The organism is Granulicella sp. S190, from assembly GCF_009766095.1.
GTDB lineage: Bacteria > Acidobacteriota > Terriglobia > Terriglobales > Acidobacteriaceae > Edaphobacter.
In genome coordinates this window covers 435,784-456,787 of the sequence record NZ_LMUD01000002.1, presented here as the reverse complement: position 1 = coordinate 456,787, position 21,004 = coordinate 435,784, and the positions used below count along the sequence as shown (strand labels likewise).

The following is a 21,004-nucleotide window of genomic DNA, read 5'->3' as shown; positions in this document are numbered from 1 at the left end:
ACAATAACCACGTCGAAGAGAGCTCTAATTGCCGGTGCCGGCTGTAGTCTGAAGGAGTGTTCTTTTGAGTTGGTCTCGCCGAAGCTTCCTGACCTCGCTTTCTACAACGGCTCTGGTGCTTACGCTCGATGACGTTCTAGCTCTGGCGAGCCCTCAGAATCCCCCACCAGTTCAACAGATGGGATCACGCCCCACCTATGACGCAGTGCCTCATCCGGCATCAAAAAGACTTCCCTCCCCGGTTGCGGGTACTCCCCTCGGCGTCAGTTTTGTTGATGTGGCCCGGCAGGCGGGTTTGAATGCAAAGACACTCTACGGGGGCGAACACAAGAATCGATACCTGCTTGAGACAACGGGCTGTGGCGTAGCCTTTTACGACTACGATCACGATGATTGGATAGACATCTTCCTCGTTAACGGCAGCCGGCTTGAGGGTTTCCCAAAAGGCCAGGAGCCTATTTCGCGTCTCTTCAAGAACAATCGCGATGGCACCTTCACGGATGTAACTCTCAAGTCTGGACTCGGCCGCGCGGGATGGGGTCAGGGCTGCTGTGTCGGTGACTATAACAACGATGGCTGGGACGATCTATTCGTCAGCTACTACGGACAAAACGCTCTCTATCGTAACAACGGCAACGGCACCTTCACCGACGTTACGGAAAAATCCGGTCTGCTTCAATCAAAGAAGCGATGGAATTCCGGTTGTGCTTTCCTCGACTACGACCGCGATGGTCACCTCGATCTGTTTGTGGCCAACTACATCGACTTCGATATCAAGACAGCTCCACTGCCGGAGGCTGCAGGTTGCAGCTACAAAGGTATCCAGGTTGCATGTGGTCCTCCTGGACTGCAAGGTGGGAAGAACATTCTGTATCACAACAATGGTGATGGCACGTTTACTGATGTCTCCCAAAAAGCAGGTATGTGGGAGACGGTCGGCACCTACGGGCTGTCAGTAGCTGTCTCGGATATCGACGGTGATGGATGGCCTGATATCTATGTTGCTAATGACTCTACTGCGGCCACTTTCTACCAGAACCAGAAAGACGGCACCTTCAGAGATATGGCGATTGAGGCTGGTATTGCCTACTCTCCGGACGGCAAGCCGCAAGCGGGGATGGGCGTGTCTATTGGCGATTTCAATCGCGATGGCCGGTTCGATATCGTCAAGACAAACTTCGCAGGCGACACTGATTCGCTTTACGTAAACCTCGGCGATGGAAACTTCGACGACCATACCTACATGTCTGGATTAGGCGTTAATACCCGTTATCTTGGCTGGGGAGTCGGCTTCTTCGATATGGATAACGATGGTTGGCCTGACATCTTCATATGCAACGGCCACGTCTATCCGGAAGTTGACGGAACCGACGTTGACGCGCCTTACGCGCAGCACAAATATCTCTATCGCAACCTGCGTAACGGGCAGTTTGAAGAAGTGACTGATCGTGGCGGTCCCGGCATCACAGCACCCGCTGCAGGTCGTGGTTGCGCCTTCGGTGACTATGATAACGACGGCGTGCTTGATGTAGTCGTCAACTGCATCAATAGCCTTCCACAACTGCTTCGATGCGAATCCACGACCGGTAGGAATTGGATCAAGATTCGCACGGTCGGCACGAAATCCAATCGTTCCGGTATAGGCGCAAAGATCAGCGTCATAACGGGGTCATCCCAAGACACTAAACCTTTTATCCAGATTGACGAGGTCCGCAGCGGTGGCAGCTACTATTCACAGAACGATCTCCGCATCCACTTTGGTCTCGACCATTCAGTAAAGGCAGATTCTGTTGAGATCAAGTGGCCGTCTGGCGCAACGGATCGTCTAACAGACCTTGCAGCAAATCATCTTTATGTCATTCAAGAAGGTGGAAAAATTCTGAAGATCGTAGCGATGGGGCCATCATCACCCAGAAACACAGTGGGAAGTCCATCGTCGGCTGCAAAACCATGAAGTCTTTCCTTCTACTCCTGATATTCAACACCTTACTTTTTGCAGGGGCGTCTTTCGGCCAACAGCCTTATCCTGCAACGAGCGATCATCCTCCTCCCGCGTGGTTCGCCGATGTCGCTAAAAAAGCTGGAATCACAATTCGCGACGTCAACGGAAGTATCGAGGCCAAACGCTACATCATCGAAGCCACAGGCTCGGGCGTCGCAATTCTCGACTATGATCGCGACGGATGGCCTGATATATTCCTCGTCAACGGCACCAACCTTCCGGGCACGACCGCAGTAACTGGTCAAGCTAAACCAACGAATCACCTCTTTCATAACAACCACGATGGCACTTTCACCGATGTCACGGCGAAAGCAGGTCTGGTCTCCACCGGATGGGGTCAGGGTGCCTGCGTCGGGGATTACGACAACGATGGATTCGATGATATTTATGTCACTGGTTATGGCAAGAATCGCCTCTTTCACAACCAGCGCAACGGTACTTTCAAGGAAGTGGCAGACCAAGCGGGTGTTGTAGGGACCGGTAAAGAGTGGGGCACCGGTTGCGCCTTCGTTGATTACGACCGTGACGGCAAGTTGGACCTTGCTGTTGCAAATTATGTTCACTTTGACCTAACTCGTACACCGACTCCCGGTCAGACATCAGGCTGTATTTGGAAGGGGGTTCCCGTTATGTGTGGCCCACGAGGCCTTGAGAGCGCGCCAAACATTCTGTACCACAACCTCGGTGGAGGAAGATTTGAAGACGTCAGCAAGCCCAGCGGATTCGAGCGAACACAAGGACACTACTGCTTCTCCATTACTACGCTGGACTACGACGACGACGGCTGGCCCGATCTCTACGTCGCCTGCGACTCAACCCCAGCGATACTTTATCGGAACAATCATGACGGAACTTTTAAAGATACAGCCGCAGAAGCGGGTGTAGCCTTCAACGAAGATGGCCGGGAACAAGCCGGGATGGGTTCTACTGCTGCAGACTACGATGGTGATGGCAGACTCGACCTTTTCAAGACCAACTTTTCGGATGATACTGCCACCCTTTACCATAACAATGGTGACGGCACTTATACGGACACGACCTTCGCCGCAGGGCTGGGAATTAATGCTGATGCTCTCGGCTGGGGAGCCATGTTTGCTGATGTTGATAATGATGGGTGGCCCGATCTTCTCGTTGTAAACGGCCACGTCTACCCAGAGGTTGATTCGGCCAAACTTGGCTCCTCCTACCGCGAGCCCCGGTTTCTTTACAACAATCTCGGCAACGGAAAATTTCGCGATGTCAGCAAAACCTCCGGACCTGGTCTCGTCGATCCACGCTCCAGTCGCGGTCTGGCGATCGCGGATCTCTTCAACGACGGTCGTCTCGAAGCAGTTGTCAACAATCTAAGTGATAGGCCGATGCTCCTTGTAAATTTTGCAAAAAATCAAAATCACTGGGTTGGTCTGCATCTCACCGGCACTTCCTCCAACCACGATGCGATCGGCGCTCGCGTCATCTTGAAATCGGCAAAACGCCTCTGGGTTGATGAGGTCCGCGGCGGCTCAAGCTATAACTCTTCCAGTGATCTTCGTCTGCACTTCGGTCTTGGCCAGGAGACGCACGTTACAAGCATCCAGATACGTTGGCCGAATGGTCAGACGGAACTCTTCGATCCCCCTGCTCAAATCGATCGCATTATAGAGTTCACCGAGGGAACAGGACACAATTGACTAGCCGCTGAGTTTCACGCTTGTACGGATTATTTCCAACAGCATCGGAGCAAGACAGGTACTAGCCTGCCAATTGCTACCATGCTGTTAGTTTAGAAATTTACTTTATAGGGGAAGCAGGGTATCTCCTGCACCTATCGATCAAATCTATGGATAGGGTTAGGATTTGTTGTACCTGATCAATGGAAGCTGGGGAACATAAATAGATGCTTGTGACTATTCATCATCGTTTGCATGAGAGTTTACCTTTCATCATTCTTGCTCTCTGTACGACAATTTCTTTGCACGGAAAGGAATCCTTCGCGCAATCCAGCGTGCTGACCTCCCGATTCAAAGGTTCACAGGTCGTCCCCACCTCCCAGAGCAGCCAGGAAACAGGCATGGGAGGAACAAACACTGGTGGTGCTCATGCCGCAGTTCTAGATGAAGAGAAAAGAGCCATTACCGCTGGCGGTTTCGTTAAGAACGGACCGGCCTTCTTTCTAGACATCGCCAAGAAAGCCGGCCTGACCTCTTGGACTCACACTATGGGAACTCCTGAAAAAAAATTCATCATCGAAACAAACGGCTCAGGGGTAGGACTCATCGATTACGACAACGATGGCTGGCTGGACATTTATCTCGTCAACGGCTCAACCTATGACGCCATGAGTGGTAAGAAAACGCCACCTCATGCCGCCCTGTTTCACAATAACCACGACGGCACCTTCACCGATGTTGCAGAGAAAGCTCACGTTACCAACGACCGCTGGGGCATCGGAGCGGCTGTGGCTGACTATGACAATGATGGGTGGCCGGACATCTTCGTCTCAAACTTCGGCAAAAATCGGCTGTATCACAACAACCATGACGGAACTTTTACTGATGTTGCGGAGAAAGCCGGAGTGACTCTTGGAAACTGGTCAACCGGAGCTACCTGGGGAGACTACGATGGCGATGGCCGACTTGATCTCTTCGTTCCTGGGTACGTCCACTATGACATCACAAATGAGCCAGGGGCCGACAGCAAAGGTGTCTCTACTAACTTTTGCCAGTTTCGCGGCGAAAGAGTTATGTGCGGTCCGCGAGGTCTCAAGGGCGAACCAGACCATCTATTTCATAACAACGGCGACGGCACCTTTACTGATGTTAGCGAAAAAGCGGGGGTCTCTGACAAGAATGGTTACTACGGACTAGCTTCTGCCTTCGTTGATGTCAATAACGACGGGAAACCAGATCTTCTTGTCGCAAACGATTCAACGCCAAACTATCTTTACCTCAACAAGGGTAATGGAACATTCGAGGATGCCAGCTACGCCTCTGGATATGCTCTTAATGAAAATGGCCGCGAAACCGCATCGATGGGAATCGCGTTTGGAGACTATAAGAACAATGGCCTCCTCGATCTTTACAACACCACTTTTTCCGACGACTACAACCCGCTCTATCGGAATGATGGAGATGCAAACTTCACCGATGTTAGCTACCAATTGGGCATCGCAGAGCCTACAATTCCATTTCTCGGTTGGGGAACAGCCTTTCTAGATTTCGACAATGACGGCTGGAAAGATCTGATCATAGCCAATGGCCACGTTTATCCAGAGGTCGACCATACAACGTGGGGCACTACCTGGGCGCAACGCCCGTTGCTATTCCGAAATGTTGCAGGGAAAAAGTTTGACCTTGAGCCTGCAGTCGAAGATACCGCGTTGGCGACTCTTTACGTTGGCCGGGGCTTGGCTATCGGAGACCTTTTTAATGACGGCAAACTGGATGTGGTCATCAATGCCTTAGACGGTCATCCCGGATTGCTCCGCAATGTTTCAACGGATAATCATCACTGGATAGAACTCAAATTAGTGGGCGGACCAAAGAGCCCTAGAGATGCTACCGGCTCAACGGTCTATCTCCGCGCAGGTGGTAAGACACAGCGCGGCGACGTGATCTCTGGGGGGAGCTTTGCCTCCACGCATGACCCGCGTGTTCACTTCGGTTTAGGCGAAGCCTCCACTATCGAATCGATTGAAGTTCACTGGCCCAGCGGGGCAAAAGAAAAATTTACAGTCACAAAAGTAGACCAGATCCTTACACTGACGGAAGGTAAAGGGGGAAGGATATAGCTCGAAATCCGTAGCTCGAATCATAATCATCGATTGATCGTCGATGACCGGTCGCGTGCATCTAGTTTTCAAAGCAATTCAAGATTTTCGCAAACAACTAAGTCCATTGGAGATGGTATCTTGAAACACATTCACGAGGCCAACCTCGAATGCCATTGCCCTAATAGAAACTTCTCCTCAATGAATTCGCTTGGTATCGTGCTAACACTAATAGCAATGGCTTGCGTTCCAGCGTTTGCGTCATCTGCAGCCGAACAACGCGGAGCAGCAATCTTCGTAGATAACGGATGTCAGCATTGCCACACTATTCGGGGACAAGGCGGTACAAAGGGGCCAGATCTATCCGGAGTAGGACTCACATTGAAATCCTCAAAGATTCGCGGCCAAATACTTCAAGGAGGGAGCGAGATGCCATCTTTCGCCAAGATTCTGAAAAAATCTGAAGTGGACGACCTTGTCTACTATCTCCGCTCCTGTCATGACAAGCCGAAATAGCAGTACATGTTCTTAGGTCAGTGATTATTATTCAGACTGAAGCAATGATGTTCTCACTCTTCGCATGCATTGAACCTCCGCATGAATCTACGTCAGTATCTCCATTTCGTATCGAGCTTTGCCACTCTGTGGATTTTGCTTGGAACTCCGTCTCCCTGTCAGGAAGAGAACCTAGGCCATCAATCCTGGTCAACGGAAAACGGTCTTCCTCAAAACAGTGTCCATCAGATCTTTCAAGCCTCCGACGGTTACATCTGGATTGCAACCGAGGGTGGTATAGCTCGCTTCAATGGTATTGACTTCAAGATATTCAATCTAGAGAACACGCCTGCATTTACAAGTGATGACACCTGCTGTTTTGCTCAAGATCATTCTGGAGCTCTTTGGATCGGAACTGCCGATGGTCTCATTCAATACATCGGGGGAAGATTCCGCCGTTATTTTGCAGGGGATGGATTGCCCTCTGGTCGCATAACTAACCTTGCTATATCAGACGACGGTTTTCTTTTAGTGCTTACAACCAATGGCATCAGTCGCTTCGACGGCAAGCAGTCCTCCCCCTTATTATTTCCATCCTCAGCCATCCCCTCCGCGATGGTCCGTGCTGACGACGGCATCGTTCGAATCGCATCCGGTTCCAGTATCTTTCAATACCAAAATAGCCGCGTCATTCCCCAATCGCTTTTGCACGCCTCTGAAGAGACGAAGATCATAGGCATCGGTCTTATGCCCGACCACAGTCTCTGGTACCAGACTAAGAAGAGCCTCCTCCTGTTGCAAAATGGTCAGAGCTCCCCCCTGCTTCGAGATAGTAAACTTCCGAACTCACACATCCAATCTGTACTCGCCGGTTCACAAGGAGAATTATGGATAGGTACTGACAAAGGGCTCTTCGTACTCGACGGTACGAAGAGCCCGCGAGCCATCTCAGCCCTTGGTGGCAGCAGTATTCTTTCTCTCATGCAGGACAAGGAGGGAAACCTTTGGGTAGGAACAGAAACAGGCGGCCTTAACATCTTGCGTCAGCAAAATTTTCGCACTATCGAGCGGATCTCTGATCATGCAATCACAGCGATCACACAGACAACCGATGGTTCAATATGGGTCGGGACTAGTAGCAATGGACTCGATAGCTGGCACGCTGGTATCGTTCACCACTTTTCTACTCAAACCGGTCTTCTTAGTGAAACCATTCTGTCATTAGCGGCAGGAGCGGACGGCAGCGTTTGGGTAGGGACCCCTGACGGCTTAAATCACATCCACGGTACAAAGGTTCAGAACTACACCTCTGCTGACGGACTACCCGACGACTTGATCCGATCGATTCTCATGGATGATGACGGCTCTCTCTGGGTTGGAACACGTCGTGGCCTTGCGCACTGGCAGAACGGTCGGTTCGTCACCCTTACACGGGCCGACGGTCTCGGAAGCGATCTTGTTGGTGCCCTTCTTCTGTCCCATGCCTCCAACTCTCACACTTTGTGGATCGGTACGCTCAATGGCCTTTCGCGCATTCAAAACAGCGAAATAGCGACATTTACAAAAATCAGTGGACTCTCCGGCGATACCATTACTTCTCTTGCGGAAGGTCCGAACGGAATGTTATGGATTGGAACAAAAGGAGAGGGCCTCAACGTCTTATCGGGAATCGGCTTCACCTCTTTACATCGAAAGGATTTACCGCAAACTATAGACTCGATCATCGAAGACGACCTTGGCAATCTTTGGCTTAGCTCCGACCGCGGTATCACTAAAGTTTCTGCTTCTCTGCTTATCAAATGCGGCTCCTCTTCTACCTGTAATCCCCATCCAGTGACCTATGGACGCGCTGATGGCATGCCTACCGAAGAATCTATCGCAGTTGGCCATCCATCTGCTTATAGGGCAAAAGACGGACTACTCTGGTTTGCAACCAGAAGGGGTGTTGCTATCACAGATCCCAAACATTCGGTAAAAAACGCTGTTCCTCCACCAGTCGTCATCGAAAGATTCACCACAGATGGGGTCGACCTACCGATAACACGCGCAGAACAAAACGTTACATCAGGTCACATCAACTTTGTAGTTGAATACGCCGGCCTTAGCTACACAGCTCCAGCTAAAGTTCACTACCGTTACATTCTTGAGGGCTTTGATAAGGAATGGAACGAAGTGGGTTCACGCCGTATTGCTTACTACACTAACCTGCCGCCGCGCCGATATCGATTTCGCGTGCAAGCAGCAAATAACGATGGTGTATGGAATGAGATAGGAGCGCAGATTTCTTTCTACGTACAACCTCCGTTCTACCGCCGCTTTTGGTTTCTACTTTTGATCCTCGTTGCAGTCGCGGCCCTCACGTTTTTCTTGTACCGCATCCGTGTTCGAGGTCTTCAATCACGGTTTCAGGCGGTCCTGGCCGAGCGAAACCGCATGGCTAGGGAAATCCACGATACATTGGCCCAAAGCTTCGTTGGCGTCTCGGTTCAACTCGAAATTGCCGGTCAACTTCTCGCTCAATCCAAGATCTCCGCCGCCAGTCAGCAGATCGACCGAACTCGAGTTTATGTACGCGAGGGACTTGCAGAAGCGCGTCGAAGCATCTGGAATCTTCGAGCTGTAGTTACGCAAGAGAGTTTACCTACACGTTTCACAAGCCTCGTCGAACAGTGGAATAAAAAAGGGCTGAATGCCCACCTCAACATCACCGGCTCGTATCGGCCTTTGGTACGCTCATTAGAAGATGAGGTTTTTCGTATAGCACAGGAATCCCTGGAAAATGTTTCGCGCCACGCGAGCGCCACCCAAGTATTGATAGATCTTCGTTACGATCCAAAACGATTGATATTAGTCATCTCTGACGACGGCTGCGGTTTCAATTTGGTTGAGAAAGCCGTTTCGAAGAATGGACACTTCGGCCTTCAAGGTATGCGCGAGCGAGCAGCTCAGATTCACGCCCAACTTATAGTAGAAGGCGTCTCCGGAACTGGGACCAAAGTTATGTTGGAAGTACCGATCGCTGAAGAAAAAGGGGCCACATCTAATGGCTGAACGGATTCGCATTCTTATAGTAGATGACCATCACGTCGTTCGTCAGGGCCTCGTCGCATTACTCAATATCATGCCCGGCATAGAGGTTGTGGGAGAAGCCAGCGACGGTCTCCAGGCTGTCGAACTTTATCGAAACTTGCGGCCGGATGTCACGCTGATGGATTTGCAGCTTCCGAATCTCGGGGGGGTTGATTCTATCCTGAAGATTCGTACCGACGACCCAAGCGCAAGATTTATTGTGCTTACCACATTCGACGGAGACGAAGACATCTTCCGTTCTCTCCAAGCTGGCGCGAAAGCCTATCTTCTTAAGGGCATGACCGTCGAAGAACTCATCTCGACCATTCAGGCTGTGCATAGCGGAAAAACCTTGATCTCGCCAGCCATCGCAGAAAAACTGGCTGAACGCATGAGCACGCAGGCCCTGACTAACCGTGAGCTGAGAGTTCTGGAACGCATAGTGGCAGGCCGTGCAAATAAGGACATAGCCTTCGATCTTCATATCACCGAAGCGACCGTCAAGTCTCATATCAATAGCCTGCTCGGCAAACTCGGTGTCAGCGATCGCACTCATGCCGCAACTGTCGCTCTTCAGCGCGGCATAGTTCACCTCAAATGAGATCATATCCAATGCGATCGTCTCTCTTAGTTTTGTTTCTGAACTTTTTGCTATCGCCTTTTATCTTGGCTCAACCGCAGTCTTCCTGGCGCGTCGCTACTCCCGCGGAGTTGCAGAACGCTTTGCCAGCTCGTGCGTCGGTAGAAAAAGAACGAATCGAAACGGAGATGCGTACTGCATCGGGCATCACTGACTCACATGGGAATATTATCGCCGGAGTTGTTCTGATCACAGCTGGCTATTCGGCCGATGGTAAGTATTCTCACTACCTTTTAGTGCAGTCCCCCATAACCTTTGGAGACGTAACCTTACCGATCGGTAACTATGTCATCGGCTGGCAGCGAAGTGAAGATACACTTCTTGTCAAATTTTATGACGCCTTAAGCGGGGACCCACGTGGGATCACTGTGGCTCATCACTTAGCAAACGGTTCACGCGTTGAATCTTTTCGCATATGGCCTCCTTCGAGTAACTCTATCCTGCAGATTGGCCGCTTTTCAGTTCCATACACCATAAAACAGGCATCTAGATAACGGTCTGAACGTTGTGACGATTCGCCTAACTCCATATTTAGCGTGTGAACCGGCGCTTCAAAAGCTCAAACTCTACTGGCCTATACTTTGTAGTTATGAAGATAATCGACTTGTTGGTGTTAGTTGGGACATGGTTCATCGCGAGTCCTCTCTCTGGACAAAGTGCAGTGCCATGGGAGATGGGGCCCTTCAGTCGTCCAGCAAACGGAAATCCTGTCATCACTCCTGACCCCAGCACATTTTTCTTTGATCCCGTTCTTGAGGCCCCAGTTCACTGGGAGACTCTCCATACCTTCAATCCCGCCGCTATCGTCAGAGACGGAAAAATTTACGTACTGTACCGTGCAGAAGATGCCTCTGGCACCATGCAGATAGGCGAACATACTTCGCGGCTCGGCTTAGCTGAGAGCGATGACGGTATTCATTTCATAAGACGTGACCAGCCTGTTTTCTATCCCGCAAAAGACAATCAACAATCTCGTGAATGGCCGGGAGGTGTCGAAGATCCACGCATAGTCGAAACAAGTACGGGAGTTTATGTTTTGACCTACACTCAATGGAACCGCAACACTTATTCTGTGGGAATTGCGACCTCATCCGATCTGATTCACTGGAAAAAATTTGGCCCTGCATTCGCAAGTGCATCGGACGGTAAGTATATTCAGCTCAAATATAAGTCGGCAGGAATTGTGACACAGTTAAACAATAGCCGCCTCATCGCTGTCAAAATCAAAGGCAAATACTGGATGTATTGGGGCGAAGGAGCTATTCATCTTGCGACTTCAAAAGACCTCATTCATTGGAGTCCACTAGAAAATAAACAAGCAGATCTCATTGAAGTACTGCGCCCGCGCCCGCAGCATTTCGATAGCACATTTCCAGAAACAGGTCCTCCACCGATACTCACCTCCGCCGGAATTGTTGTTCTCTATAACGGGAAGAATGCTGCAACCGGCGGTGATCCAGATATGGGGCCTAACGCTTACGCAGCCGGAGAAGCTCTTTTCGATAGTCATGATCCCGCCCGACTTATCAAACAGACCGAGCATCCTGTTCTGAAACCGACTAAGAGCTATGAAAAAACTGGACAATACCCCGCCGGGACAACCTTTGCCGAGGGTCTAGTTTACTTTCATAATGAATGGTTTCTCTACTACGGCTGTGCTGACTCACTCGTAGCTGTGGTCACTGCTCCGGCATCGAATAAATGACTCTTCAATTTCGTAAGTCAAGTACAAGCAATGCAAATTTTCCTGCCTTGACAAGCGGCTTATCAACACACGATGTCTAATGAAAGTGAACTGCGAAGCCAGTGCTTGCTCCATATGGCCGCAACGTTCCAAACGGAAAATTAAGCCACCATTGATATTCAAAATCAATCAATCGAACACTGTAACGGCTTCTTCCTAGCGCCAGATCGACCCCCCCGCCAGGGGCGAGCACAAAATAACTTCCATCCGCGTAATCGTAAGGAAAGTGAAAACGACCGTCTCCGATAAGAACTTTACCGTATGCGGTCGCCCAGCGTTTGCGATAAGGAAATTTTCCTCCGATGAGGTAAGTTGATTGATGCGTGCCAACTTCCTCGTTAATAGTAAGAAAACGAACCTCTGCTTCATAGCTGACTTTCTCCGAACGAGTGTAGTCCACGAAACCAGACCCGCCTCCAAGATCGCGTTTGCCGTAGTCAGCTGCAAAAAAAGAGTAGGTCCCGCCGACCAACCACCTCGGCCCGGGCCCCGTAGCGGTTGCTATTGCCTGAGCTTTAATTAGAGTTGCCCCGGCGGTGAAAAGCAACACAGTAACAAACACTCGAGCCAATCTCCAATGAGACCGTGAGCCATTAAGTTGAATCATCACTGACTCACCGTCAAGGTCATCGGAGCAGACTGGGTTGCCGCTGTCTTGCTTCCGATAGCGGTCACGTTGAAGGTGTAGGTACCAGCGGGCGTGCCGTGGACATCGAGTCCGCCGCAACCCGTAATCACCATAGCTCCAGTGAAGAGCATAGCTAGCAAAAGACCGCTAAGCAGACGATTCGCTCGCCGCGATCGCAACAGCGACAAGGCGAGAATGAGTCCTCCTGGCAAAAAGGAAAGTACGACTCTACTGGCCGATGGCTCATCAGTTTTTGCGATGCTTCCTGCGGTCAGTGGAGATCCCGTATCGATCGTCAGACTAATTGTTTGGTGGCCGTTCGCGTCGAGTGATACCTGATCTGAGGCAAAAGTGCATGTAGCTGCTCGTGGCAGACCGACACATCCAAGAGATAGCAAGTCGGTAAAGTTCTGAATCGAAGTGAGCGTAAGTTGAACTGTGTTGTGCTGTGTAGTCTTCATCTGCATCGTTGGCGGATTCAAAGCAATGGTGAAGTTGGTCGCCCGAATTACTGTCAGAGAGGTCACATTCGACACAGAACCCGAATACAAGTTGTCTCCTTGATAGGTAGCGATTGGACTATAAGTGCCTAACGCCAAACTTGTTGTAAGAGTAGCAATGCCGGATGCATTTAGCGTTGCGCTGCCAAGCGTGGTACCTCCAGTACTGAAGACCACCGTGCCCGACGGGGGGACCGCCGCATCTCCTTGCAATGTCGCCACGAGAGTAAATGGTTTGTTTTCTATGACAGTGCCCGAACCAATAGTTAACGTATTCGTCGAAGCATGAAGCTGTATAACCTCAGTCAGTGCAGCTGAAGTTCCAGGAAAGTTTTGGGTATCGCCTCCGTAGCTAGCGGTCAGGGTATGCGACCCGAGAACCAGAGTCGAGACAGTGAACGTTGCGATACCGGCACTATTCACACTGGAAGTAGCCAAGGCTGAAGAGCCGTCAGATAACGAAACCGACCCTGTCGGCAGGCTCGTAGCGTTGCGGCCTGTCACTACAGCCGTAAACGTGATCGGACTCCCGACAAGAGAGGGCCCTGTGCTTGTACCGGTGACTGTGCCCAAACTGCTGATCGCAGTGAGTGTTACAGTGGTGCGCTGTTCAATATTTTGCAAAACAGGGTTGGAAGTACTAGTAAGCGTATTGCCATCCCCTTGATAAATTGCGAGGAGAATATGCTGCCCAGCTGAGAGTGAAGATGTTGTGAGAGTCGCGATACCATTGACCCCAACTGATGCTGTTCCAATGATTGTCGTTCCGTCCTCGAAGTTCACAGGCCCAGATGGAGCTGTTCCCTTGCCTGTTACTTGAGCGGTAAGAGTCAACGGGGTGCCAGCGACGGAGGGTGTACCCGACGTACTGAGAACAGTTGTTGTATTGCTATTTTGCACCGTCTGCACCAAAACAGAACTACTGCTGATTTGGCTGACGCTGTCCCCGCTATAAGTAGCAACAATTGAATGTTGTCCGGCGCTCAATGCATTTGTGGTGTACGTCGATACGCCCGCCGTTCCCACGATACTCGTGCCAATCACGCTGCTTCCATCCCTAAATGCAACTGTTCCAGTTACAGGAGAACCTCCGATGCCTGATACGACTGCCGTAAAGGTCAACGAAGTTCCCGATAACGATGGATTGGCGCTGGAGGCAAGAGACGTGGCTGTTTGCTGCAAGACTGTTTCCAAAACCGTCACCGATACGCTGCCAGGATGACTTGAGTCTCCGTTATAGGTCGCAATAAGCGTGTGTGCTCCAATCGATAAGCTGGAGAGCGAGATAGTAGCCAGACCGTTCACATCGATCCCAACGGTACCGATACTATTTGCCCCATCACGAAGCACCACTGTACCGGTAGGTTGGGAGCCCGTCCCGCTTACTGTCATAGCAAACGTTACGACCTCTCCAAGGAGTGCAGGATTTTTATTGGAGCTGAGTGTGACGGCACTCGTGGACTGCTGAATCACCTGTGGAACTCCGACCGAAGTTGCAGCGCCATTATTGGCGTCTCCGATATAGGTCGCTACGATTGTGTGCTGGCCAACAGAAAGCGTCGACGTAGCGAAAGTAGCGATTCCATTCGCTGCAATTGGCGAAGATCCAAGGACTGTTGTGCCATCAGTGAAGGAGATGTTGCCAGTCGGAGCAACAGTCGTACCGCTAAGGTTGGAGGTGAAGACAACCTGGAGTCCCGCAACCGAGGGATTGCTGCTGGAGACCAACGTCAGGCTTGGCGCACTTTTGTTGACTGTGATGGTTTGAGCCAGCGACGAAGATGGATTGTCGTTGGTATCCCCGGCGTAGCTGGCCGATAAAGTATGCTGCCCAAGAGAAAGACTCGAAACGGTAAGACTGGCGGAGCCGTTGGCACTGAGGCTTGCGGTACCGAGAACAGATGTCCCATCGAGGAACGTAACTAATCCACCCGGAATACCTCCTGATCCAGTGACGGTAACCGTCAATGTTTCGGCAGAGTTGAGGATTGAAGTAACAGCGCTGACTGCCATTGCAGTTTGGGTCGTTGCGCGTTGCACCGACTGGCTTACAGTCGAAGAGAGCGCCGCGTTATTATTAGAATCTCCACCATATGAAGCTGTAATCAAGTGGGTACCAATAGCCAAGCTGGTTGTGTTGAAGACGGCAACTCCGGCTGCATTAAGAGTTACCGCTGCCAAAGTTGAAGCGCCATCGTGGAAGGTGACTATTCCGGTTGGCACGGGGTTTGATCCGCCAACTGCCGCAGTGAATGTCACATTGGCTCCGGCACTGATAGGATTCTGGCTCGTTGCGAGAGCAATCGTGGTGACCGGGGAAACAATATGCGTCAGACCGGCCGACGTACTAGTTCTATCATCGGTATCGCCAAGGTAAACGGCAGTGATGATGTGTTCTCCAACGATGAGACTCGATGTACTGAAGACCGCTGTTCCATTAGCTAGAGAAGGACTGCCGATTACTGTCGATCCATCCATAAACTGAACCGTGCCGGTCAACGCTCCTGAAGTTCCGGTCACCGTAGCGGTGAACTGGACAGGAGCCCCAACTGGCGTGGTCGAAGCGCTGGCAGTCAGAGAGATGGTTGTCGTTGCCTTCACAACAACCTGTGTGATGGATGGTGAAACACTCGCGCCATTATAAGCATCTCCGGAGTAAGCGCCAGTCAACGAATGTGATCCTACCGTCAGAGATGAAACCGAGAGCGTACCAAGCCCGGCTGCATTGATTGGGCTCGAACCGAGAGCAACCGAACCATCATAAAAGGTGACTGAGCCTGTGGGGGCAGACCCATTGCCAGTAACCGTTGCGCTTAGAGTGATCGGCAATCCGGCCGTAGATGGGCTTCCCGAAGTAGCAAGTACTATACCCGTGGTAGCTTGTTGAACCATCAAAGTTAAGGTCGGCGTGGTTCCTAGATTGTTATTATCCCCACCGTACACGGCAGTGATCGTGTGAGTTCCAGTAGAGAAAGAAGGCACTGTGAAGCTTGCAACCCCTTGAGGATTTAGCGCCGCTGTACCGAGAACCGTTGTGCCATCCATAAAGGTCACGATGCCGGTCGGTACTCCTCCGTTGCTCATGATCGAAACAGTGAGTGTGTCACTCTTTCCGGCAATAGAAGGGTTAGCGGAAGCTATCAGCGTCCCTGAAGTAACCGCTTGCTGCACCTTCTGCGTGATAGTAGAAGATATGCTACCCGCGTAGATTGCGGATCCTCCGTAGATCGCGAGAATAGTGTGCTGTCCCACTGCGAGTGAGCTAAGAGTGATCGTAACGGAACCACCACTCACCGTTCCGGCACCGAGTGTGGTTGCTCCATCCATAAACGTTACAGTTCCAGTGATGGGGCTTGAAGGAACCGAGGACGCAGGCACAATGGTTGCAGTCAATTGAATGCTTGACCCTGCCGGAGCATTGCTCGCATTTGATGCAACTGACGTCGTCGTTGGAATTAGTTCAATAGTCTGCTGTACCGCGGGAGAGGTGCTGGCACCGTTGTTCGCGTCGCCTTGATATGCTGCGTGAATTGAGTGTGGCCCGACCGACAAAGATGAGATGACAAGAGCTGCTGACCCATGACTATCCAATGTCAGTGTTCCAAGAGTCGTGGTGCCATCCAGAAACGAGATGGTTCCCGTGGGCGTTACGGAACCGGTCCCGACCACGTTCGCCGTAAACGTAATGGACGTTCCGAAAGGTATGTCCGAGTTGCTTGTAATCAGCGTTGTCGTAGTTATGGACGCAACAACGGTCTGGTTGAGTTGCGACGATGTACTTGCAATGGAATTGGCGTCTCCGCTGTAACTCGCTGTTATGTGGTGTGTTCCCACAATAAGAGCCGACGTACTGAAACTAGCTGCACCTGTGGCATCTAAGTTGACGGTTCCAAGGCGGACTCCTCCATCCAGAAACGAGACGCTTCCGGTGGGAATTCCCGATGTTCCAACAACGAGCGCAGAGAAGGTCACGCTGGCCAGCGGGGTAGAAGGATTCGGACTTGAAGACAAAGAGACCGAGGTACCGTCCTTCACAATCTGCGTTACAGCGGAAGAAGTTCCCGGCGCCGTGTTCGAGTCGCCCGCATAGCTGGCTGTAATGACGTGCGTCCCGCTCGCCAGTGACTGCGTCGGGAAAAGTGCTACGCCGGCGCTGTTTAGGGTAGCTGTCCCAATCGTCACGGATCCATCAAGAAAAGTGACGATGCCGGTCGGTGTCACTCCGGTGCTCGTCACTGCGACAGTGAACGTAACAAGGGAACCTGTCGCGGAAGGAGATCCACTGGTGTTGAGAGTTATCGTGGACGGATCCAGAGTCAGCACTTTGCCACTCAGGGTAAGTGTCTGCGGACTGTTCGGCGAATCCGATGTAACGGTGATGACCCCCGTTACAGTGTTGCCAATGATCGTTGGCGCAAACTGCGCCCCGATAATGCAATTAAGAGCGGAGGCCATCGGCACGCTAGTAGAACAGGTGGTGGCCACAGGATCCAGTTGCGTGTTTACACCAGAGTTCAGAGCAGAGATATTGAGCTGCGCATTGCCATCATTCTCGAGCTCTTCATCCTGCGTACCTGAAACGCGCTGAACACGGATAGTTGGAAAATTCAACACTGCATTGATGCTTTGTACCAGACGTATTCGATTGTGAAACACATCACTGACATAAAGATTCCCTGATCCATCAAGAGCCATTCCATAGGGCCCGTACATGCCCGCTCCATTTGCAGCCCCGCCATCGCCACTGAAGGATTCCAGGTCACTGCCGACAACCGTATCAATCTCTCCGGTCGCTGCATTCACTTTGCGAACCCGGTTATTACCCGAGTCAGCAATATAAATATTTCCTGCTGTGTCGATCGTCGTTGCCGCTGGGCTGTCCAATACTGCGCCGCTCGCCGGTCCACCATCGCCAGAAAAACCAGAAGCTCCGCTGCCCGCAATCGTACTTATCGTGCCGTTGAGCGCAACCTTCCGAACGCAGTGATTATTCTGATCGGCTATATAAATCTGTCCATCAGGACCCACGGTCGCACTCCAGGGTCCATTGAGACTCGCGTTGATAGCCGGCCCACCATCTCCTGTATAGGCTGCCGTATGATTGCCTGCAAAAGCCGAGATAATCCCAGTAGCAAGATTGACGCGACGGATCACGTTGTTTCCACTATCCGCAATGTAGAGATAACCATTCACCGGATCGATAGCAACGGAATCGGGCGTGTCCAGATGAGCATGGATCGCACTGCCTCCGTCACCCGAATAACCCTGTGATCCAAGCACGCCTGCAACTGTAGTTATGATCCCCGTAACAGCAGTAACCATGCGAATCGCGTGGTTATTACTATCGGCGAAGTACAGATTGCCCGCACCGTCAAGAGCAACCGAGGTCGGCAGACTGAGCGAAGCTAGGGTAGCGAGTCCGCCGTCGCCACTATTTCCAGCGTTACCATTCCCGGCAAAGGTAGACATTAGTTGCGAAGCGGCATCGACCCGTCGAATTCGATTATTGCTGGAATCCGCGATAAATAGATTCCCAGCCGGATCTACTGCGACACCAAACGGCAGAAAGATCGGCGAAGCGGTAGCAGGCAGCCCGTCTCCGCGATAGATCCATGATTCGTCTCCAGCAACCGTATTGATAATTCCAGGAACAAACAACGCAAGCGGACCACTTGCCGTCGCTACAAGCCACGTATTTCCGAGCGGCATTCCTGAAGCGTCAAACAAAACAACCGCTCCAATGTGTTGACCGGGATACTTCGGACTGAACGTTACCGGAAAGCTGCAGATCTGACCTACAACAAGCGCACCTCCGGTCAAGCAGGTGCCGGTACCCGACAGAGCAAAATCCAGATTCGCGACCCCGCCCGTAAGGGCGCTTATCTTGCCCAACTGACCGCCAACCGTAACAACGACAGATACCGTCTGGACAGCAGACACACCTCCCACAGCCGTAACACCCGGCAACGTTACTGGCGATGCATAAGCATACGTCGCAAGAGCACATATCATGAGAGCAAATAGACTACGGAGTCGCACTTGAGACCATCGCTCAGATGACTCATGAAGGCCGCGGCGAAAGCCGGTTAATAATGCTAGTTCAAGGTTCAGGCAGAAAAGCTTAGCAAATCGAACAAGTGCGAGCATGGTTCACCTCAGAGGCTCAACAAAGGAGATGGAAGTCGCGACGTAGCTCAGAATCGGGAGAGACGCCAGAGATCACACACGGGAAGGTGACCCGTTGGTAACCATGACTTTAGGTAAGTTTTATTGAGCGGGACATTACCCTTAAGTTGCACGGGTTCTGCGACAGAGGTTCGCCGCCTTCATCAGACCCTGCATTTTGTTGGAATGGAAAGCATCGATAACAAGCATAGAAAATCCGCTTCCCCGGCTTACATCGACGACAGTACAAGCAATGCACTATGAACTATGAGTAGTCGTTTGCTTTAGTCACTGCTTTGTCTGTGCTTGAAGCCAAAACCCCTTAGCTCGTGAGGTATGAGATTGAACCAAAGGTAACGAAGTTTGGAAACACTTGTTTGCCTGTCTGTCGGAAAGGCCAAACCATCGCGCAAGGGTTTCTACAGACTGTTCAACAGAAGTTGTAGGTATTAGGCGACCGGCGCCTACGAACGTCAAACAATTACCTCGTACTTTCTTGCAAAAAGGTTGGTCCTCTGTGCTGAGAAGAGACGAGGGAGCATTCGATCCGTCCTGTTGCCCAAATAAGTGATTAGACAAGCCCGAAATCAGTATTGAAACCCACATAGAGAAGATCAGCCATCTACAGCTAAATATAGGCGTTTGAGACAAGGGGGAAACATTTCAGTCGCAGTTGCACCTAAGACTTTGATGATCGAGGTTCCACCTCATCCACCCCACACGGCGCTCCGATGGATTACACAAAGTGCCTAAAGCTTCCCTCGCATCTTCGCAACCCACCAGCGAGACCCCACCAGCAAGAAACGCCAGTCTTTAAAGAACTCCGGCGGCTTGCCTTCGATCGCATGGCCTATGAACTGCAGCAGCCACCCGAAACAAAAGAGTGCCACCGCCACCCACAACAGCTTATGCCACACAATCGCCGCTACCAGCAGCGGCAACGACAGCATAATAATCGGTATCCCAAAGGTATGAGTCAGTCGGTTCAGCGGATGCTGATGGCTCTCCGAGTACTCCGCTATCCAACTCTCCCAACTTCGTCCGCCGACCATGGCGAAACCATACTCTCGCATCTTCGTCGCGGCAACCAAAATTGTCACAACACCCATCAGACTGCCTTTCGCACGCCTTCGCCATCTAATCAATAACGAAACTTGGCAGGCCTTTCAGGCGAAACAGATAAAGGAGCAGTCACTAGCATGGCTAAGGAGTGGATCGCCAATCTCGCACAGGACATCAAGCAAAAATCTCACGAAGCCGCAGAAGAGTATGGCAGATCTCAGCATCAGGCTGGAGTAATCGCTGCTCAGGGCAAGCCGTTTTTCACTAGCTTCGTGCTGTGCCTGGAAGAAGACATCAACGAAATCAAGCGTCAACTTCAAGGTGACGTGACTGCATCCGACACCACCATTCAAACCAAAGGCCCTGCTGAAGTCACACTCGTCCGCAGCCGTTTTCCGTGGTTCGACGCGCATATCACTCACCAGAACTCTAGTATCGTTCTCGATTATGCTAAAGGGCTTGGAATCGCCACCGGTACGACTACTGACCGCAAGCCACATCACTTCACCTTTCAAGTCACGGACGACGACACTCTTTTCGTTCAAGAATCATTCGGAGGCAGCCCCAAACGTTTTTACCAGCCCGAGGAGCTTGCCAGAAAAATCGTTCACTTGCTCTTTGAAGTCTAATTACTCCCATTGGGTACTATGACGCTCGAGCCACCAGCACGCGGAGTTCCCCTCCTGCGGGAAAATAGACCGACTACAGGAGACTGGCACCATACCCATGAAGTCATACTCCACCTTATTCCCCTTCAATGGAGTAGCTAGAAACTGATTAACCTGCACCACCCGGTAAGCCGTACCATGCGATACGCGAACGCTAATCGCCGCCCAATCCACAAGCCATAACGCTCCAGCCGCCCCCGTCAGTATCACCAAGAGTCGAAGCAGTCGTCCTACCCAGAGTTTCATCAGCCAAAGTATTTCACATCATTGTCCCTTGGCGTTC

Annotated in this window: 11 protein-coding genes; 8 read left to right on the top strand and 3 right to left on the bottom strand. The window is 51.3% G+C overall.

Going from position 1 to position 21,004, the window contains the following annotated elements; translation table 11 throughout:
* The first annotated feature begins 64 nt into the window (after positions 1 to 64).
* The 7 genes from GSQ94_RS01745 (at position 65) to GSQ94_RS01715 (ending at position 11,659) form a co-directional block, all read left to right on the top strand.
* Entirely contained in the window at positions 65 to 1,954 is a 1,890-nt protein-coding gene (locus tag GSQ94_RS01745; protein WP_158941578.1) for a CRTAC1 family protein, read from the top strand.
* Entirely contained in the window at positions 1,951 to 3,672 is a 1,722-nt protein-coding gene (locus GSQ94_RS01740) for a CRTAC1 family protein (protein WP_158941577.1), read from the top strand. Before GSQ94_RS01745 ends, GSQ94_RS01740 begins: the two co-directional genes overlap by 4 nt.
* A 380-nt stretch (positions 3,673 to 4,052) precedes the next feature.
* On the top strand, positions 4,053 to 5,771 hold the full coding sequence (locus tag GSQ94_RS01735; protein ID WP_158941647.1) for a CRTAC1 family protein: 1,719 nt from the start codon (positions 4,053 to 4,055) through the stop codon (positions 5,769 to 5,771).
* Positions 5,772 to 5,951: 180 nt separating this feature from the next.
* Positions 5,952 to 6,266, top strand: a complete 315-nt coding sequence (locus tag GSQ94_RS21755) for a cytochrome c (RefSeq protein ID WP_371417417.1) — start codon at positions 5,952 to 5,954, stop codon at positions 6,264 to 6,266.
* Positions 6,267 to 6,347: 81 nt separating this feature from the next.
* Positions 6,348 to 9,296, top strand: coding sequence for a two-component regulator propeller domain-containing protein (locus GSQ94_RS01725; RefSeq protein ID WP_158941575.1), 2,949 nt, complete (start codon positions 6,348 to 6,350; stop codon positions 9,294 to 9,296).
* Positions 9,289 to 9,915, top strand: a complete 627-nt coding sequence (locus GSQ94_RS01720) for a response regulator transcription factor (protein ID WP_158941574.1) — start codon at positions 9,289 to 9,291, stop codon at positions 9,913 to 9,915. Before GSQ94_RS01725 ends, GSQ94_RS01720 begins: the two co-directional genes overlap by 8 nt.
* Before the next feature lie 628 nt (positions 9,916 to 10,543).
* Positions 10,544 to 11,659 carry a glycoside hydrolase family 130 protein gene (locus tag GSQ94_RS01715; protein WP_158941573.1) on the top strand — a complete coding sequence of 372 codons (1,116 nt, stop codon included), beginning with the start codon at positions 10,544 to 10,546 and terminating at the stop codon, positions 11,657 to 11,659.
* A 76-nt stretch (positions 11,660 to 11,735) separates the two neighbouring features.
* Here the strand turns inward: GSQ94_RS01715 and GSQ94_RS01710 are convergent, their stop codons facing one another.
* The 3 genes from GSQ94_RS01710 to GSQ94_RS01700 form a co-directional block, all read right to left on the bottom strand.
* Positions 11,736 to 12,260, bottom strand: a complete 525-nt coding sequence (locus GSQ94_RS01710; protein ID WP_158941572.1) for a hypothetical protein — start codon at positions 12,258 to 12,260, stop codon at positions 11,736 to 11,738.
* A 44-nt stretch (positions 12,261 to 12,304) separates the two neighbouring features.
* Positions 12,305 to 18,766: an Ig-like domain repeat protein gene (locus GSQ94_RS01705; protein ID WP_158941571.1), complete on the bottom strand. Its 6,462-nt coding sequence runs from the start codon at positions 18,764 to 18,766 to the stop codon at positions 12,305 to 12,307.
* 974 nt (positions 18,767 to 19,740) lie between these two features.
* Positions 19,741 to 20,091, bottom strand: a complete 351-nt coding sequence (locus tag GSQ94_RS01700) for an Mpo1-like protein (RefSeq protein ID WP_216842983.1) — start codon at positions 20,089 to 20,091, stop codon at positions 19,741 to 19,743.
* 99 nt (positions 20,092 to 20,190) lie between these two features.
* Here GSQ94_RS01700 and GSQ94_RS01695 point away from each other — a divergent pair, with 99 nt between their 5' ends.
* A complete protein-coding gene (locus tag GSQ94_RS01695) occupies positions 20,191 to 20,682 on the top strand; it encodes a hypothetical protein (RefSeq protein WP_158941570.1) in 492 nt (163 codons plus the stop codon).
* The last annotated feature ends 322 nt before the right edge of the window (positions 20,683 to 21,004 follow it).

Bases quoted from the DNA above. Each gene is read 5' to 3' on its own strand.
- GSQ94_RS01735 (WP_158941647.1), top strand. From the start codon at position 4,053: ATGGGAGGAACAAACACTGGTGGTGCTCATGCCGCAGTTCTAGATGAA.
- GSQ94_RS01715 (WP_158941573.1), top strand. From the start codon at position 10,544: ATGAAGATAATCGACTTGTTGGTGTTAGTTGGGACATGGTTCATCGCG.
- GSQ94_RS01740 (WP_158941577.1), top strand. From the start codon at position 1,951: ATGAAGTCTTTCCTTCTACTCCTGATATTCAACACCTTACTTTTTGCA.
- GSQ94_RS21755 (WP_371417417.1), top strand. From the start codon at position 5,952: ATGAATTCGCTTGGTATCGTGCTAACACTAATAGCAATGGCTTGCGTT.
- GSQ94_RS01725 (WP_158941575.1), top strand. From the start codon at position 6,348: ATGAATCTACGTCAGTATCTCCATTTCGTATCGAGCTTTGCCACTCTG.
- GSQ94_RS01720 (WP_158941574.1), top strand. From the start codon at position 9,289: ATGGCTGAACGGATTCGCATTCTTATAGTAGATGACCATCACGTCGTT.
- GSQ94_RS01695 (WP_158941570.1), top strand. From the start codon at position 20,191: ATGGCTAAGGAGTGGATCGCCAATCTCGCACAGGACATCAAGCAAAAA.